The following is a 17,833-nucleotide window of genomic DNA, read 5'->3' as shown; positions in this document are numbered from 1 at the left end:
AACAGATCACCCAAAGTTCGATTATTCTCTGGTACTGCCAGTCAACTTTGTTTGTAAGCATTATTTCATACCCAGACACCTTTACAGGGCGCTCATACAGCATGGGTACGAGCGCAGTTCAAGGCGCTGTGATATCACTGATAACAGCCTAACAGACTAATCTCTATCAGTTTTAAGTTAACGGACCAAGAGAGTGTGATTAAATTATAGTCAGCACTTTCAATATTTCACTCTAAGTTACGGGTACAAATGATTACTGAGACTGAATTGTGCTCAGGTCAGAGCTAATCATAGGATAGTGTGAGAGTAAGTGGTTGTAGGTGCCGTCCTCGATAATCTCAGCCAGCCCTTGATTAAATAGCTGAATAAGCTGCTGAGCGCGAGGATGGGTTTTGATGATACCGATGTGCAGAGGCCAGGAGGCCACGACCTGTGGATGCAGGGTAAATGTCTGTGCCTGAAAATGATGGGTGATAGTGTACGCAGCTGCAAACCTGTCTGCGATCATGCCATCGACCCGGCCTCGTGCCAGCTGTCGCAGGCATTCACTTAAATGCAGTTGGGTGATTACGTTGACTGTGGGGTGCCCGCTCAGCAGGTTTTGATAAGCGAACCCACGGATCATACAGACGTTTTTTCCAGCCAGTGATGCGAGTCCAGAAAAAGAGACCGACTGAGTTGCCTGAGAGATGAAAATGAGTTCATTGTGCAGATAGGGCTGGCTAAACAAAAAGTGCTCTGCACGTGCCTGAGTAAACCACAGTGCGGGGATCATATCGATATTGCCATTGTGTGCCAGGCGCATGGCTCTGCTAAATGGTGCGGTCTGCAATGCAAATGTTTCGCCACTGCGCGCAAATGCTGCAGCGACAATATCATAGCTGAGGCCACTATCGTCATTCTGTACGTAAGGCGGCCAGACGCTGTGGCTACCAAGCAGCATGGGTTTTGCCATCAGAGGCAGGGTGACCATCAGGCAATAAAGTAAGATTACAGGCATCAACTTGCGCAAAACTCACCCCCTCTTTATGACCGACCATGCTTAAGTCTAGTTTAGAAAACCCGAATTGGTATGCCAGGGTCGCACTGCTGCGCAAATGTGCTCTTTTGTCGTGTTTGTGCTAAACAATGTCATTTTCAGTAAAGTGTCATGCAGGTGTCACAATGACAGTTTTATAGTGATATACGGCCAACTGAAACGACGACAAGTTATGACAACAAAACAACGTATACACTGGGTCCTGATGATCTGTGTGGTGGGTATGTGCCTGGATCAGCTCTCAAAGTGGTTTGCTGGTAACTATCTTCACGGCTGGCAGATGACCAGTTACTGGCATGATCTTGTGCGTATTGGCTACCGGGAAAACGCGGGCGCCTTCTTAAGCCTGGGCAGCGAGCTGCCTGCGCCGCTGAGGAGTGTGCTGTTTATCGGTGTCATTGCGCTGTTGTTGATTGCAATATTGCTGTACACACTGAAAAGTGAGGATCTCAATCGCCATCAGGTCACGGGTTTGTCCCTGGTGCTCTCAGGTGGGGTAAGTAACCTGATTGACCGGATCCTCAATAATGGTGCGGTGATCGACTTTCTAAATCTGGGTATTGGTGAGATTAGGACGGGTGTATTTAATATTGCAGATGTTGCGATTATGCTGGGGGCGGTGATGTTGATAGTGTATACCACCCATAATCAGGCTACTGCGCCGCAGAAAACCTGATGCGAGACGTTCCTCCTGCTGAGAAGGTGCTTAGCTGGCAGGCAGGTGTGAGGGTTTACTGAGTAAATAGGCCATAACCAGTAGCTCGGTGAGGGCGACACCTATCAGCACATACCAGGGGGCAGATGTCATACAAAGGATCACAAAGCCAAGTAGCATACCCAAGCCAGCGCCCCATTTCCCTTTAACTGGCACAACTTGGTGTGTTTGCCAGGCGTGCAATGACGGGCCAAATTTCGGGTGAGACAGCAACCAGTTTGCGAGTTTGGGATTAGAGCGGGTAAAACAAGCCAGTGCCAGGATAAAAAAGATCGTCGTCGGCATGACCGGAAGTGCCATTCCGATAAACCCCAGTGCAACACACAGTATTCCTGCAACGTGCAGCCAGAAGCAGCGGTTAAATAGTTTTTGAGCGTGTTTTTTCATCGCTATCCTTCCCGGAAATATCCAATGTCATCGTTTTTGCATTGGCTAACTTTTTCATTATAGCCAAAAACCGACGGACGAATAGCAGGCGTAATATTTTTGTGTGATCTGTAATATTTCTTTGCGGAAGATAACTAACATCATTTGTAAGTGCGTACTTACTTTCATTCGGTGTTTTAATTACTGTTTAAAGGGGGCTTGAACCGGGCTGTTCATAGACGGTAAGCGGCGCACTGGCCGCTCCCGTGACTCAGTGTTAAAAATAGTAGCCGATGTTGATATTGAAGCGGCGCTCCGTCTCATCACTATTCCCCGCAATGGAGCCACCCACAAAAGGCTGGTTTTTTGCGAGCACATAATCGATGTACGTAAAGAAAGCACCCGCGGATAGCGAGACGCCGGTCACATTCATCCAGGTGTCTTCGGTATCATCCGATTTGTCGTAGATAATGCCGTAGTCATTGTAGAATTGTAAGCCCGTGATTGGGCCAAATTCTACGGGTAAACTGTAGGCAATATTGGCGTTGCTCATGGTTGCTTCCGCTGCAATGGAGTCGAAAAATGCATAAGCACCAACGGCCATTCGTGTTGCCGGGGTATCGACGTCATATTCATATTCGCCATGCTGTAGTTGCAGGTTCCACGGACCATAGTTGCCATTCAGATGGATGGCCCAGGCCATGTAATCACCCGCTTTATCAACGCCATCGTGCAGACCGCCACTCAAGCCAGATACCCCAACCTCAGTGGTGCCGCCTTTGTGTTTAAAGTGGTAAGCATAGCGACCGGCAAAGGTGTTATATTCACCGAGGGGCTGAGCCGGATCATCGTATACCCCATCTGAGGCCTTACGAAAGCCGACGATATCGTAGGAATAGCGGTCGCTGCGATCTTCCACATAGCCGTCTACGCCACCGAGTTCATCGTTTTTGAAAAAGCCCAGGTCTAGCTGCCAGTTATCCGCGACTTTGCGTTTAAACAACACGCCCATGTCGTGATCGTCTTCTAACCCGATGTAATAAGTCGTGTTAAAAAAGTAATTGTGTGAATTGTATGGCCAGTTGCCAAATGGCACTTTGGTCATGCCCAGCTGTGCCTGCCAGTCTTTGGCAAAGTCGTAGTGTAAATACGCGTATTTCACGGCGGTCATGTAGTCAAAAAAGCGGATTTCGGCATTGAGGCCAAAACCGCCAACGTTGCCGGAGAAATTCAGACGGAAAATGTCAAAGTCAAAGTCGCCGCCGCGATTTTTGTTGTCGTCATCGTAGGAAGTATGGCTGAGGTTGGTCCGTACCGCCCCGCCGACCTTAATGCTGGGTTTGGCAGGCGCCGCTTGTTTGGCCTTTTTATCGGCCTTGGCTTGTGCTTTTTCACGTGCCTGTTCACGTTCCATTTTATGAACCTTCTGCTGGAGCAGTTCAAGCTGCTTCTTCAGCTGTGCCAGTTCATCTTCACTGGCAATTGCGGGGCCAGAAGACAACATCATAGCGCCGCACAGAGCCGTCATGAGTCGAGAGAGTTTTAGCATGGGAGAACACCCGTTTGTTTGAGTTAGTAAGAATAAATTATCTCTAAATAGCCTAGACCATCCATTCTCAGGTTCCAAGTAATCAGCCATGAACAACAGTAATTTCTCTTGATCCTTTGGATAGTTGCGCAACTATCAACTATATTTTTGAGCAGTATCGTGCAATTTGAATACTAACGCTAGGCAGCCGATGTCTTAGCGTGTTGGCGCAGTCAATCAGTCCAGTGAGGAATCCACTCTATGACTATTTCGCAAAAGCTCAGGCTGGCTTTTATCGTTGCTATCGTCTCGCCTATTTTGATCATTGCCGTTCTGATAGTGTCCCAGACCCGGCAGCTGGCACTGGATAAATTTGTCGAGATGAGTGGTCGGGAGGCGTTACAGGTCGACAACGGGATTGGCATGTTTTTCGATGAAATAGCCAAGAATGTTGAGTTTCTGGCCACTAACCCCAAACTGACCCGCGCCCAGAGCGAAGTCAAGATTTACACCGATAAAGGCACCGCCACACAGCTGAATTCACGCTCAGGCAGTGAGACTGAGCAGGCAGTATACGATTTGTTTGAACGCTTTGGTGATACCCACCCGGGAATTGCCTATATCTACTTTGGCAATACCGAAGGGGGTTATATTCAATGGCCTCAGGGTGAGGTCAGTGCCAATTATGACCCACGGCCCCGACCCTGGTATCGCAGTGGACAAGCAGCCAATGGCAAAACTGTGATGACCGATGCTTATTACTGGGCCCCGGATGATATGGCCATTGTCTCCACGGTACGCTCGGTCAGGTCGAATGGCCGAGAGATAGGTGTAACAGGCATGGATGTGTCTTTACAGGGCCTGACCAAGATAATCCGTGAGGTTAAGCTCGGTGAAACCGGCTATCTGATGCTGGTGGAAGACACAGGTAAAATTTTGGTCGATGCCAAGCACAGTGATTATCGGTTTAAGGATGTGAACCAGGTCGACAGCGGCCTGTATCGTACTGTAGCCAGTAATCAGTCCGGCTTATATGAAATCCGGATTGATGACACGGACTACTTTGCCAGTATCTACACGTCGAAGAAACTGGGCTGGAAATTCATTGCTTTTGTGGAGCAGGGAGAGGTGATGGCGGCGGCGAATGCCATGACCTGGACGCTGGTGATCCTGAGCGTGGTACTGGTTGCGCTGTTTGTTGTGTTGGCGAATTACATTGCCAATGTACTGTCTGGGCCGATTGTTGAGGTGAGCGATGGGCTGACAGTCATCTCTCAGGGGGGAGGCGACCTGACCCAGCGGCTGGAGGTCGACAGCAAAGACGAAACGGGCAAACTGGCGGACAGTTTTAACAGCTTTTTAGACCTCATTGCCCAACTGGTGATGGACATTAATGCCTGCGCTCAGCAACTAAATCAAACGGCCTGTGCAACCGCCACGGAGTCTGAGGAGCTGACCAGCTCGACGGCACAACAGCAGCAGGCGCTTGAAATGGCCGCAACGGCTATCAATGAAATGGCCGCCACGGCGAATGAGGTGGCGTCCAGCTGTGCCAATGCCGCCGACTTAGCCACTCAGACCCAGCAGGCGTCTGAGCTGGGTCAGTCTGTTATGACCGAGGCGGTTGACAGTGTGGCTGCCTTGTCGGATGTGATTAAGCGGGCGACCTCAGATATCAATCAACTCGACAGTGAAAGTGAAAATATTATGTCGATCCTCAGTGTGATCAGAGGGATCGCCGAGCAAACCAATTTGCTGGCACTGAACGCGGCCATTGAAGCGGCCCGAGCAGGCGAACATGGGCGGGGGTTTGCGGTGGTGGCAGACGAAGTAAGGGCACTGTCGCAGCGCACCTCGGAATCGACCGAAGAGATAGCATCGCAGCTCGATAAGTTGAGAAAAATGACGGAAGGCGTATCTCAGGATATGCGCAGTAGCTTAACCCGTACCGACAAAACGGTAGAACTTACGGGATCTGCGCAAAGTCAGTTTAGCGAAATCACTCAGTCTATTCAGACCATCAGTGACTTGAATACGCAAATAGCAACCGCCGCAGAAGAACAGCAGCATGTCGCAGAGGATATTAACCGCAATGTCATAGAAATAAAGCATGCGGCAGACACTGTTAGTGATGTGGCAAACAACACCAGCGAAAATGGCGATAAGATGCAGCGATTGTCTGAGCAGCTGACAAAATTAGTGGGTCAGTTCAGAGTGTGATTAACGCACTCTTGATGAAGATCACTCATATTCGGTGGGTGGCTCTTACACCGTCAGTGCATTTTAGGTAAGGTAGTGCCAGTTTAGTTTAAAAATAGGTGTTATATGGAACTTTCTGCCTCAGTAAAATTGGCACGTACCGAGTCCGGCCTGGAGTATTTTGACGTTAACGGCCCACAGTGTCAGGCTAAAATTTATCTTCAGGGTGCTCAGATCACCGAATTCATTCCCACAGGCAAGAAGAACCTGCTGTGGGTATCTCAGGACGAAACCTATCTCGAAGGCCAGTCTATCCGTGGTGGCATTCCAATTTGCTGGCCCTGGTTTGGTGTTCATGCCGAAGCGGATTGGCCAGCCCACGGATTTGCGCGCAAACTGGTCTGGCGCGCGGAGCGTGTTGAGGAAGATGAGACCGCAATCCGGATTGTATTGTCTTTGCCGATGACCAGCATTGACCGCACCTTCTGGCCACATGAGTCAGGTCTGACTGTGGAGTTTATATTGAGTGATCAGCTAGAAGTCAGGCTGACCAATGTGAATACCGGCAAAGAAACTTTCTCGCTCACCCAGGCGCTGCATACGTACTTTCCAACGCCAGAAATTGAACAGACCCGAGTGGATGGTCTGCAAGGCGCGCAATATATTGAGTTTGGCGAAGGGCCATTTACGCAGGATGAGGTCGTCTCTTTCGCCCGTGAAACGGACATGGTGTATACCCGGGCGCCTGAAGTGCAAATCATTGATACACCAGATGGCAAAATTGAGGTTGGCCGTGAACACTCTGCTTCATGCGTCCTGTGGAACCCCTGGATAGAAAAATCCAAACGTCTGAGCAATTTCCGCGATGATGAGTATCACGTGATGCTGTGCCTGGAAGCTGCCAATGTGATGGACGACGCCGTCACACTGGCACCAGGCGAATCCCACACCCTTACCACCAAAATCCGTTGGATTTAGCAAGACCGAAGCAACGCTTCGCAGCTTATTGCAGTGAGGGCACGGATGCCCTCCACATAGATGCGTGCCAACTCATACCTCATCTCATACCGAACGCTATGCGGAGCTCGATGAGCTGGTGCTTCTGTATCTTTTACGTGACGTGAACTCCGCTGCTTAGCTTGAATGACCGTCGCGCTCGCGCTTTTCGTCTTCGTCAAATTCCCGTATTCTGAGTGCAGTGATAAACGAACAGGGAACAAAATGGCAGTACTCGTTGTAGATGATAATCCAGAGGTGCGGTTAAGCGCCGCTTTTTTGCTAGAAGATCATGGCTTTGAAGTGTATGAAGCGGAACACCCTGAGGTCGCAAAACAATTTTTGAGTTGTAAATCTATTGACCTGATCTTACTGGATATGAATTTTACCCGGGATACAACCTCAGGTAGCGAGGGGCTGACTTTTCTGCACTGGTTGCAGTCTCAGTCCAGTTCCCCTGCGGTGATCTGCCTGACCGGCTGGGGGAGTGTGTCGCTGGCCGTTGAGGCGATGCGTCTCGGAGCGGCAGACTTCATCGAAAAGCCCTGGCAAAATGCGCAACTACTGGATGCTATTCGCAAGCAAAGTAAGCTCAACCTGTTGCAGTCAAAGCAGGGGGATGTACAGAGCACAGAAACTGAAATCCCTTGCTATACCTGGCGTTCCTCGGCCATGAAAACCTTGCTGAGCAAGCTGTCGCGCATTGCCAGCACAGATGCCAGCGTACTGCTGTGTGGGGAAAGTGGCTGTGGTAAAAGCCATTTGGTTGAAGCATTGCACAGACAGTCGTCAAGGCGCACAGGCCCCCTTGTCAGCGTCAATATGGGTGCCATTCCTGAAAGTTTGTTTGAAAGTGAAATGTTTGGCCATACCAAAGGCGCGTTTACCGATGCCAAATCTCAGCGCAGTGGGCGCTTTGAGCTGGCCGGCGGTGGCACCTTGTTTCTCGACGAAGTGGCAACCATACCTTTGACGCAGCAAGCAAAACTGCTGCGGGTGCTGGAAAGCGGTGAGTATGAGCGAGTTGGCAGTAGCCGAACTGAGCATGCTGATATCCGCCTTATCTGTGCCACCAACAGTGATTTAGAGCAGGATGTGACGGCAGGTCGTTTCCGCAGTGATTTGTTTTATCGCATCAATACTTTTACGTTTGAATTGCCTCCACTGCGTGCACGACTGGATGACATTGTGCCGCTGGCAAATCACTTGCTGGTGCGTCATGCTGCACGTTACAAGCTGGCCGCTAAGTCTTTGGATAGTGAAGCACAAGCTGCCTTACTGGCATACCGCTGGCCCGGCAATATTCGTGAGCTCAGTCATGTGATGGAGCGAGCACTATTACTGAGCGAAGGAGCACAGATCACAGCTTCCGATTGTCAATTACGCCTGGCAGCCCCTGCTCCGCAGCAGCAACCGGGCACTAAACCACAGCCTGCGGGAACGACGCTCGCTGAAGTGGAGAAAAACCTGATTGAACAGACGTTGGCTTTACATCAGGGCCAGGTCAGTGAGGCAGCTAAAGCGCTGGGGCTGACTAAATCTTCATTATATCGTCGGCTGGATAAGTACGGGCTGCGAAGTGAAGACTAACTTTGAGTGGACGGTACGCTGCCACTTTACTCTGCTGGCTGGTCTGGTGATTGCTTTGCTGGTGGGGGTATTGTGGCAACTCGCTCTGCCCTGGTGGCAGATAGGGCTGATCTGTGGCGCCGTCAGCTGGGTACTGTGGCGATTGCAAAAGCAGCGACTGGCCCAGCTAAATAGCATTTTTTCCCGTGCTCACTGGCAGCTTGAAGCCATGTTGCAGGCTGATTTTAGTCAGCAGATCCGGCCACATTTTTCCTCGGGTCAGGTGGCCGCTTTTGAGCAGCAACTGATAGCGCTGGGCGAGCAGCTTCATCGTCAGAAATCGCGCTACAATTCGCAAATTTTTGTAATCTATCAGCTGATAGATAAACTCAATACACCGATTCTGGTCTTTACCGAAGATACACGTTTAAGTTATGCAAATCAGGCGTTTGAAATCTTGTATAGACAACCTTGGCAGCATTACAAAGGTGCCTTGGCAACCTCACTTGGGCTGGAAGAGACACAGCATGGCTGGCGGTTTATCAGCAATGCACAGTCAGCACGCTGGCAGCTCCACAGCAGCTATTTTTTTGAACAGGGTCAGCGACACAGTTTGCTGGTCGCGCTGGATATCACTAAAGCATTGCGGCAAAAAGAACTGGCTGCCTGGCAACAACTGATCCGGGTGATCAGCCATGAAATACGTAATTCGCTCACACCGGTTAGCTCCCTTGCTCAGAGTCTTGGCGAGCGTGCGGCCAGTAGCAGGGAACGTCAGGCTTTGGGGGTGATAGAGCAGCGCTGTCAGCATTTGCAGCATTTTGTGGCACGTTATGGTCAGCTCAGCAAGGCCATTGAGCCTCAGATCCAACCCACACAATTGCTAGCGCTGTTTGACTCTGTCCGGGAATTGTTTGCATCACAGCATCCGGCACAACACATTGAATTGCACTGTCAGGCGCATCAATGCCATTGCGATCCCGAGTTGCTTGAGCAGGTATTGATCAACCTGATTAAGAATGCCATTGAGGCCAATCAGGCGGCGGATCCACCTGGTCAGCGAGTAGAGCTGCGTAGCTACTACCTTAGTCCCGCGGTGGTGATTGAAGTTGCCGACGAAGGTGGCGGGTTTGCCAACCTCGATAATGTGCTAACGCCCTTTTATTCTACCAAGCCAGACGGACAGGGGATTGGGCTGACACTGAGTCAGCATGTGATCGAGAGTCACGATGGCCAGCTTGAAGTGAGCAATGCTGAGTCTGGGGAGCGAATGGGTGCGGTGATTAAGGTAACTCTCCCTAGTTGATAATAATTATCATTTGCGTATAATCTTCATTACCGTGATCTCTAATGGCACTGGGGCCGTATATCTTTTCTGGCAAACAGTGACCCGGGAGTGGACTATGTTGGTGTTAATCCCCTTAATCGTATTTATCATTGCGGCTGCGTGCGTCAGCCAACTCAAACTGGCAAGCCTGATGACGGCCCGGCTCAGGATAGTGCTGGCCTGGGGTAGCGCAGGTATACTGGCACTGGCAAAAGTTCATGCAGGTCTGAGCCTGGCTTCAGCACTGGCGGTGTTCATTGTGGCCGGAGGCATTTTGCATTTGGTGAGTGCTCTGGATCCCACTCACGATACCTGAACCTTGTTGTTTAAAAGTGTTTCAAAAGATAAATACCCGCTGATTTTCAAGCACATTATTTGCCATACTAGGTCCTGATTCGGATCACTTCATCGAGGATGAGAATGGCTGTGCGATTGATGAACTCACCCGCTGCGTTACTGTGCGGCGCGTTTTTACTGCTTTTTTATACCACACTGGTACGTGCCGGGGACTGGCAGACCCTGCATACTGAACATTTCAGGGTGCACTATACGCCTGCACAACAGGATTGGGCGCGCTCAGCCGCTGTCGAGTTAGAGCTGGTCAGAACGCTGGTTTTGCAGCAACAGGGCCGGGCACTGGACAGCATAGCCGATGTTGTGGTGTTTGATCCCATCAATGGTGCCAATGGTTTTGCACTGCCGAGTACAGACACGCCTTTGATGGCGTTATTTACCACACCGCCCCAATCCGATTCTGTGATTGCAAACAGCCCGGGCTGGCAGCAGTTGCTTATCCTCCATGAATACATTCACCTGGTGCACCTATCCCAGCCCAGTCGCAGCCGGTGGCGTCAGCATCTGCGTGACTGGTTTGATATCTATGATCTGTCCAGTGCGGTGTTGCCGCGCTGGGTCGCCGAAGGGTATGCCACGTTGCTGGAGTCACGACTGACCGGCCGGGGGCGGCTCTATGACAACTACAGCGAAGCACTGCTGCGCGCTTTTGCCCGTCAGGGCGCATTGCTGTCGTATGGCGCACTGAGCAATGGCGACGGCAGCTATCGTTCCGGTGCCATGGCTTATTTGTTGGGTGTACGGTTTCTGGCCTGGCTTGAAGACAACCACGGCAAAGAAACGCTGGATGCCGTCTGGACCCGCGTACACGGGGTTCAAAAACGCAATTTTGAATCGGCGTTTAAAGGGGCTTTCGGACAAAGTGCAGGTCAGCTGTATCGGCGCTTTATTGCTGAGTTCACATACCAGGCGATGACGCAGGAGCGCGACCTGGCCCTGTTAAACAGCCCGTTGTGGTTTGAGCCTGACTTTGCGGCGAGTAATGCGGTGCTGTCGCCAGATGGACAGCAAATTGCCATGACTGAACGCGATCGGGAGGGAGAGACCTGGCTCAGAGTCTATAAAACAGAAGACAATGAAGAAGCAAAAAAGGCCTTTGAGAAAGCTCAGCAGGCGATACTGGCGGCTGATCCGGCAGACATTGCCGATAAACCGCCAGAGGTATTTAACCGTGAGCAGGTAGCACAGCTGGCAGCCAGCGATTTTTCCGGCACTCTGTATCCGCAATGGGCCGATAAAGACACCTTATACTTTGTGGCACGCGCCCGGGTCGATGAAACCCGGGATAACCGGGTTAACGATCTGTATCGCTGGCATATGCCAAGTGGCGCGGTTACCCGGTTAACCCAGTCACTTGGGATAAGGCGTTTTACACTGCTGGATGCTGACACCCTGTATGCAGAGCAAGTGCGCAGTGGGTTTTCTGAACTGGTACGGGTGGAGATCAGCAGCAATACGGTAACGCCGCTGTTTGCCCGCGACCTGGGTACTGTCTATGACTATCCGCAGCTGGCGCCCGATAAACGTCAGCTGGCGTACCTTAAAACCACGCTAAATGGTAATTGGCAGTTGTATATACAAGATATGCAAAGCGCTGAAGTGCGCACAGTTCCTATGCCTGAGGGTTATCAGTATCTGACTGCGCCTACCTGGCAGCATCAAGGCCAGGGGCTTTATTTTATCGCCGGTCTGCACGGTGAGGTGGGCGTGTATCGTTACGACTTGCAGCGCAATGCTTTATATCAGGTTGCACACGGCCAGGCCGTATTCGAGCAGCTACTACCGCGTGAAAATGCACCGCTGCTGTACTTGCACAGCACACCTTCAGGTACCCGGTTGCATGAACTGGATGACCAGATCAGTGAGCAGCGCGTGGCTAAACTCAGCAGTAATGCGGCTGTGCCACTGGGTAAAACCGATACCTTTGTGCTACCTGATGCACAAATTTATATGGCCGAGGGCGCGGACATTACGCAGAGCGAGTACCAATGGCTGGCGCAAGATGCCTCCGCGGCATTATCGCTGCAGGCCAGCAGTGCGGTCAGCGAGTTGCTAAGTGTCGGGGTCAAAGGCAGCGATCTGCTCCAGCACTTATCCTGGCAATTGGGGCTGGCTCAAAGCGGCGACAACGTGCTGGATGGCAGCTATGCTGCGTTACGTTTTCGTGCTGGTGACTGGCGCTTTGATGCCCATCTGAGCGACTATCGCTTTGACAGTCGCCGACAGTATGCGCAGGCAGAGCAGGCAGAGCAGGCAAAACTAACAGGTAGCGCGGTGAGTGGCCGTTTGGCCTATGAATGGCGCTCCGATACCTGGTCGGTGTCGCCGTTTGTGGCCCTTATCCATTACGATGATCAGGGCCGGGATGCCATAACCACGCAATGGAGTGGACTGGAACAAGGGTGGCACAGCTACCGACAGGATTTTGCGCTTGGTTATCGCGTCAAAGCCGGCATACTCAGTGGCGATGCCAAGGGCCATGGCTATGACTGGCAAGGGTTTGGTAAGGTATGGAACTGGCCCTGGTTTGCTGGCGTACAGTCTCAGTACCGTGAGTCACAGTTACTGCGCTTGGGCGGATTCGATAACAATATTCTGAGCGGGCGCACACGCAGCGATCTGGTACTTAGCCCTGAGTTGCCGTTCCAGTTTGCCTCTGGCCGACATTATTACGGCTATGAGCTGGCGACGAGCTGGGCGCTGAATCAGCCCAGATTTTTTATGAAACAACACCGTTTTGATGGTCAGCGCAGCGCGACCAGTTATGGGTTAAAGTGGCAAATTGATTTGAGCCAGCAGGCACTGGGATGGGCAAACTGGTTTGCACCAGCTGGTGTCACTGATCTGCGCTTTGATTTGGGTGTTGCCCGGGTTGAGAGTGATTTGGCAGAGGATGATCTGCGAGCCTGGCTGGGACTGTGGTATGCGTTGTAAGCGGATATATTGCATGGGCTGACTGACGAGGTGCGCGGCATTGAGGCGCTGCTCGCGGATAAACAAAAAGGCAGCTTGCGCTGCCTTTTTAGGGAGAAAAATAGTAACTGGGATTACTGGTAATCCGCAACCAGACTCAGACCTGAGTAGGCGTTGTAGGCACGAATGCCAACCCAGTAGCGGCCTGCACCATCATTACGGGTACAGTTTTCAGTGTTACCCCAACGGTAAGGGCGACAGTCATAGGTCGAGGTGGTTGGTTGCTCACCTTTACGTACATACAGATCCGCATCACCGCTGCCACCTGAAATATCGAAGGTGATGTTGGTTGCACCCGCTGGTACGTCGAAGTAGAAGTAAGTCATTTCGCCACGAGCACCAGAGAGGTCTGTTCTGGCAACGCCTTTTTGCAGCTGATCTTCACCACCCGGGCCGTATACAGGCACTTGCTTAGTCACGGTTGCAGTTGCACCCGAGTTGTCGGTGACAGTCAGTGAAACACTGTAGTTACCCGCAGCCGCATAGGTGTGGCTGGCGGTCGCACCGAAACCAGTGCCGTTGTCACCATAGCTCCACTCGTACTGAGAAATTGACCCATTTGGTGAGCTTGAGGCGCTGCCGTCAAAGCTACAAGCCAGTTCTGTACAGCTGGACGTGAAGTCAGCAGTAGGCATTGGATCGCTGTTATTGTCGCCATCCGGGATGCCATTGAAGTGGCTTGATACCTCAGGCCAGATCTTGCTGATCTTGACGCCCTGGTTAGTACAGCCACCAAAGTGGTGCAAGGCAATGACTTTGTTGCTGGCAGCTGCCAGAACCGGTGAACCTGAAGAACCACCTATGGTGTCACAGTAGTAGCCCATGTCGGTCCCTGTGCCGCGACCATTTGCTGTAACAACATCTGCCTGACACAGGCCATTGCTGTTCTGATCTGATTCGATAGCCAGCTCTTTCGGGTTACCTGCACCGTGCTGAGGAATGTAGATACGCTCGCCTTGTGTTGCGTCACGTACGTCCAGACCAAAGTAGCCAAATGGCTGTGCTTTGTTGAATTCGTTGATGGTGAACAGGGTGTAGTCCAGCGTGTAGTCAGAAGACAGGAAGTCTTTACCGGTTACTTTGACCACTGTCTCAAGGTTTGAGCCATTACAGCTGGTGTGCTGGTAGTTAAACCACACCTCAGTGTTGGCCAGCTCAGAGGCAGAACCCACACAGTGTTCGTTGGTGAACATGCGGTTGTCCGGGCCAACACGCCAGCCAGTACACAGGCCGCTACCATTCATCAGCAGGCGGGCAACCGGGCGTGAACGCTCAAACTCAGTTGGGTTTGAACCTGCCCAGCACTGTACGTCGCGGCGCTCATTCACACCACAAGTTGACTCAATGCCCACATCTGTTGATGCGTTCATGGTTTCCAGCATTGGCGTGTTTTCAATGCCGTGGTCATAAAAATCAATCACAGCAGGTGCAATGGTTTGTGCAGACATCAGGGCGGAGTTTGACGCTGTACCCGGTGTGTATTCAACGACTGCGGTGTCTGCAGAAATTGACATTGCAGAGAAGCTGCTAACGCCGTCATCGCCCAGTTTGGCATTGACCGTCGCGGCACGCATATTCGCTTCGGTATACTCGTAACGCTCGCTGCCGTCTTTTGAACGTACAACCAGCTTACCACCATTTGCCAGGTTCACATTTTTAAAGTGTAGTTTGATGTAGCTGGCATCCGGGTGCGTAATGGTACGGGTGATCACCGCACTGCCCGTGCTGCTCATTGTCGCAAATTCCTGAGAGAGAGACAGGTTTGCGTCGGCACGTGCACCAATGATGGTTTTGTTAGCCTTACTGGTATATTGCAGCATTTGTGCTTCTGTGAGTGGCGCGGTGTTTTGTGCCAGTGCTGCGGTTGAGAGTAAGCCTAGCGCAGAGACAAGATAGGTTAGTTTCATTGCTGTTCCTTTTCACTTGTTGTTGAATGATTTTTTAGAATAAAAAGTTATTGAATAAATTTCGCACAGGTACAAAGGTAATCATAAATATTATTTTTGTAAAGAAAGTGATAATAGAAATTTAATCAAGTGAGTCTCCACTGCGGTGCTAAACACTGTTATCTCGTACAATTGAAGGCGAAAATTTTTATTCCAGGTGGCTGTATTTTTCGTATTTATCCCTCTTTTAGCTAAAAAAGGGACTGATTTTCCGTCAATTTCTACATTATGCTGGCAGTTTTACTGCTCTGAACGTTCAGTCACACTGTCAGCTGGGCCTCATAGGTGCAAAGCATAAAGTTTAACGGTTAATTTACATGTGCATCAGTGGATGACCAATTAGGGTGTAATGCTGAGGTAATAACGTAAGAGAGTAGATCTGCCAGGGTTGCACGTCTGGCACCAGCCTGGCTGTTGGGTAGATGAGTGAGAAAAAGCGCATTAATGCTGATTGTTGTGATGTGGCTGTCAGTGACGTTGGATACGTTTACGATAACGCCGGGGCGTGCTTTTGAATTCGTTCCACCTAGTCTCCCGCACCGTCCGGCAGGGAAGTTTATATAGCAAGCATGCCAGACCGACATGCCGCATTTGATACGAGCATAGCCCGACGCCAGCACCGAGATAATATCCCGCATTTGATACGAGCACAGTCCGGCGACAACATCGAGCTGTTATCCGCATTGATACGAGCATAGCCCGACGCCAGCACCGAGATAATATCCCGCATTTGATACGAGCTTAGCCCAGCGACAACATAGAGTCGTTATCCGCATTGATACGAGCATAGCCCGATGTCAGCGCTGAGTTAATATCCCGCATTTGATACGAGCACAGTCCGGCGACAACATCGAGCCGTTATCCGCATTGATACGAACATAGCCCGATGTCTGCGCTGAGTGAATATCCCGCATTTGATACGAGCTTAGCCCAGCGTCTACATCGAGCCGTTATTCAAGCATAGCCCGACGACAACACTGAGCCGTCATCCCGTACTTGATACGGGATCTACTTAGCGGCAACACTGAGCTGTGAAATATCTTATCTATGAATCAATTCATAATTTAAAACAACTAAAAAGTGCACTTAGTTATTTTAATGTATTTCTGACATCACCTGATTTACTACTCATTTAAATCGCAATGCGCCTGTGTTGTGCTATTAACTTTAGCAGAGGCTAGTGGAGCAACTTGGTAATTTTGGTGCGTTGCCTCTGCTAACGACTGCGTCGCTTATTATTTAGCAAGTTACGTCCTATATTCCTCATTTACAGCACTCTATCTGCTTTTAAACTGACGCTATAGTCTCAGGGTTTAAAACCTAGTAATGCCTTATTATCTTTGGCTCATAAAGCCCAGTTTAGTTTATGAATCAATTAATAAACTTGCTTGTTCAACCTTCATGAGGTTTTTTTGCTTGTTTCCCCAAGGTAGGATCTATGGGGGCTGCCCTAGGTAGTTCAGGTAACTTTGGATTACCGGCTGTGCTACCCCCTAAGATTTTTTTTAACAATCTATAGTTAATTGTTCTCATAAATTAATTCTCCTTTGGAGCGCCTAACATGCACTATAAATGTTATCAGTGTAAGAGATTCTAGAATGTGAAGGGTATACTGAGTTGGCGACCATACATGATGATAAATAAATGGGTAGCTCAGAACTTTATAAAAATAGAGTTGGATTTCAACCCATGTAGCAAGGCAGAGCATTGACGCGACAAATAACAACAAGCAAATACAGCACTCTGGAATAGTGAGTACATAACGTTCTCTTGCCTTCTTAAAAAATTCGATTTTAGTAAGTTTGTATAACGCTTCTGCCTGAACTCCTCTGGTGAGAAAGAGCGCTAGGAAACAAACATTTAATACCAAACACCATAGGTAATAATGCCTAGTCCAATTAATCGTTATAGGATTAACTGTCATATCGACGAGCTGTAAGAGAAGCATTAAGGAAAACAACCATCTGGCGTTATAATCTTTCCAAGTGAGAATTAAGCCGATAAAAACGACAGAGGAAAGCATCATCTCAATAAAATGCATCAGTCTTCTCCCTTGTCTTCTGCTTTTGGTTCCATATGTGTTTCTTTCTGTTGCGGTTTTTTTGTTGTTCTTTTTTCGGCGTTATCGGCTAAAAAACCAAAAAAGCTTTTCCAGTCTTTGCCGAAGATCATCAGAATATCCAGCAGCTGTTCCAGGTCCATAATGGTTTTACCACTTTCCCAGTTTGAGATAGTGGATTGGTCTACCGGAACGGACATTTTTTTGGCCAGCTCGGCTTGCGACATTTTTTGTTGTATTCGCAGACTACGCAGTGACGCCTGAATGTCCCGTCGGGCGCTGTTTAGCCAGTTCAATCGTTGACGTGTATTCATTGTACATCCGTATATGAATATTAAAACAGTGAAGTTACATTTTGTTGCTTATTATTTTACCCAGTGTAATTTAACAGCTGTTTAAAAAATGTAAAGTGTTAAAGGGTTGATTTGTACCCGAAAATTTTTATCGCGACGCAACGAAAGTGTGTATAAGTGGCATGTTAATAGGTAAAAATCATGAATTATAAAGGCTTTGCTGGATAAATGCCTTACCAGATTAGCCGGTACATTATTGAAACTTTATGAATGCATTCATAGTGCATAGATATTATTATGTAAACAGATTCAGATTTTTGTTGTGCGTTATTTTACGATGAAGCTTTTTCAACTCCCCGTATGTCGGGGCTGAGTGTGAATTAAACGTCACATTTTTTGGATTTGGCTTTTCACTTTTGGCTTGCTTGTTTTTATTATTCAGGCAGTTTCATCTAGCCAATACGGTATG

12 protein-coding genes are annotated in these 17,833 nt (G+C 49.6%); 7 read left to right on the top strand and 5 right to left on the bottom strand.

Going from position 1 to position 17,833, the window contains the following annotated elements; all coding sequences use genetic code 11:
* Positions 1-253: 253 nt before the first annotated feature.
* A complete protein-coding gene (locus ACXAH1_RS19830) occupies positions 254-1,012 on the bottom strand; it encodes a substrate-binding periplasmic protein (RefSeq protein WP_475198976.1) in 759 nt (252 codons plus the stop codon).
* Positions 1,013-1,211: 199 nt separating this feature from the next.
* On the opposite strand from ACXAH1_RS19830, the gene lspA reads away from it, so the two are divergent.
* Positions 1,212-1,715: a signal peptidase II gene (gene lspA, locus ACXAH1_RS19825; RefSeq protein WP_475198975.1), complete on the top strand. Its 504-nt coding sequence runs from the start codon at positions 1,212-1,214 to the stop codon at positions 1,713-1,715.
* A gap of 30 nt (positions 1,716-1,745) precedes the next feature.
* Here the strand turns inward: lspA and ACXAH1_RS19820 are convergent, their stop codons facing one another.
* Together ACXAH1_RS19820 and ACXAH1_RS19815 are read right to left on the bottom strand one after the other, a co-directional pair.
* The gene (locus ACXAH1_RS19820) at positions 1,746-2,141 is read right to left on the bottom strand and encodes a YbaN family protein (protein WP_475198972.1); all 396 of its coding nucleotides are present in this window, start codon (positions 2,139-2,141) and stop codon (positions 1,746-1,748) included.
* A gap of 256 nt (positions 2,142-2,397) precedes the next feature.
* Positions 2,398-3,669 carry a carbohydrate porin gene (locus tag ACXAH1_RS19815; RefSeq protein WP_475198971.1) on the bottom strand — a complete coding sequence of 424 codons (1,272 nt, stop codon included), beginning with the start codon at positions 3,667-3,669 and terminating at the stop codon, positions 2,398-2,400.
* A 240-nt stretch (positions 3,670-3,909) separates the two neighbouring features.
* Here ACXAH1_RS19815 and ACXAH1_RS19810 point away from each other — a divergent pair, with 240 nt between their 5' ends.
* The 6 genes from ACXAH1_RS19810 to ACXAH1_RS19785 all read left to right on the top strand — a co-directional run bounded on the left by ACXAH1_RS19810 (position 3,910) and on the right by ACXAH1_RS19785 (position 13,027).
* Entirely contained in the window at positions 3,910-5,868 is a 1,959-nt protein-coding gene (locus ACXAH1_RS19810; protein ID WP_475198970.1) for a methyl-accepting chemotaxis protein, read from the top strand.
* A gap of 105 nt (positions 5,869-5,973) precedes the next feature.
* Positions 5,974-6,825 carry a D-hexose-6-phosphate mutarotase gene (locus ACXAH1_RS19805; protein ID WP_475198968.1) on the top strand — a complete coding sequence of 284 codons (852 nt, stop codon included), beginning with the start codon at positions 5,974-5,976 and terminating at the stop codon, positions 6,823-6,825.
* A 243-nt stretch (positions 6,826-7,068) separates the two neighbouring features.
* Complete coding sequence (locus tag ACXAH1_RS19800) at positions 7,069-8,433, top strand: sigma-54-dependent transcriptional regulator (protein WP_475198966.1); 1,365 nt, start codon at positions 7,069-7,071, stop codon at positions 8,431-8,433.
* Positions 8,423-9,718, top strand: a complete 1,296-nt coding sequence (locus ACXAH1_RS19795) for a sensor histidine kinase (protein ID WP_475198964.1) — start codon at positions 8,423-8,425, stop codon at positions 9,716-9,718. The genes ACXAH1_RS19800 and ACXAH1_RS19795 overlap by 11 nt, the downstream gene beginning before the upstream one ends.
* 97 nt (positions 9,719-9,815) lie before the next feature.
* Entirely contained in the window at positions 9,816-10,055 is a 240-nt protein-coding gene (locus tag ACXAH1_RS19790; protein WP_475198963.1) for a hypothetical protein, read from the top strand.
* Positions 10,056-10,159: 104 nt separating this feature from the next.
* On the top strand, positions 10,160-13,027 hold the full coding sequence (locus ACXAH1_RS19785) for a TolB family protein (protein WP_475198961.1): 2,868 nt from the start codon (positions 10,160-10,162) through the stop codon (positions 13,025-13,027).
* A 113-nt stretch (positions 13,028-13,140) separates the two neighbouring features.
* On the opposite strand, the gene ACXAH1_RS19780 is transcribed toward ACXAH1_RS19785, so the two are convergent.
* Positions 13,141-14,973, bottom strand: coding sequence for a PKD domain-containing protein (locus tag ACXAH1_RS19780; protein WP_475198960.1), 1,833 nt, complete (start codon positions 14,971-14,973; stop codon positions 13,141-13,143).
* Between the two features lie 2,079 nt (positions 14,974-17,052).
* On the bottom strand, positions 17,053-17,385 hold the full coding sequence (locus ACXAH1_RS19775; protein ID WP_475198958.1) for a helix-turn-helix transcriptional regulator: 333 nt from the start codon (positions 17,383-17,385) through the stop codon (positions 17,053-17,055).
* Positions 17,386-17,833: the final 448 nt, after the last annotated feature.

This window comes from Pseudoalteromonas sp. AWH4_217 (assembly GCF_056161105.1).
Note: the sequence above shows the minus strand (reverse complement) of the source record. Positions and strands in the feature narration are given on the sequence as shown.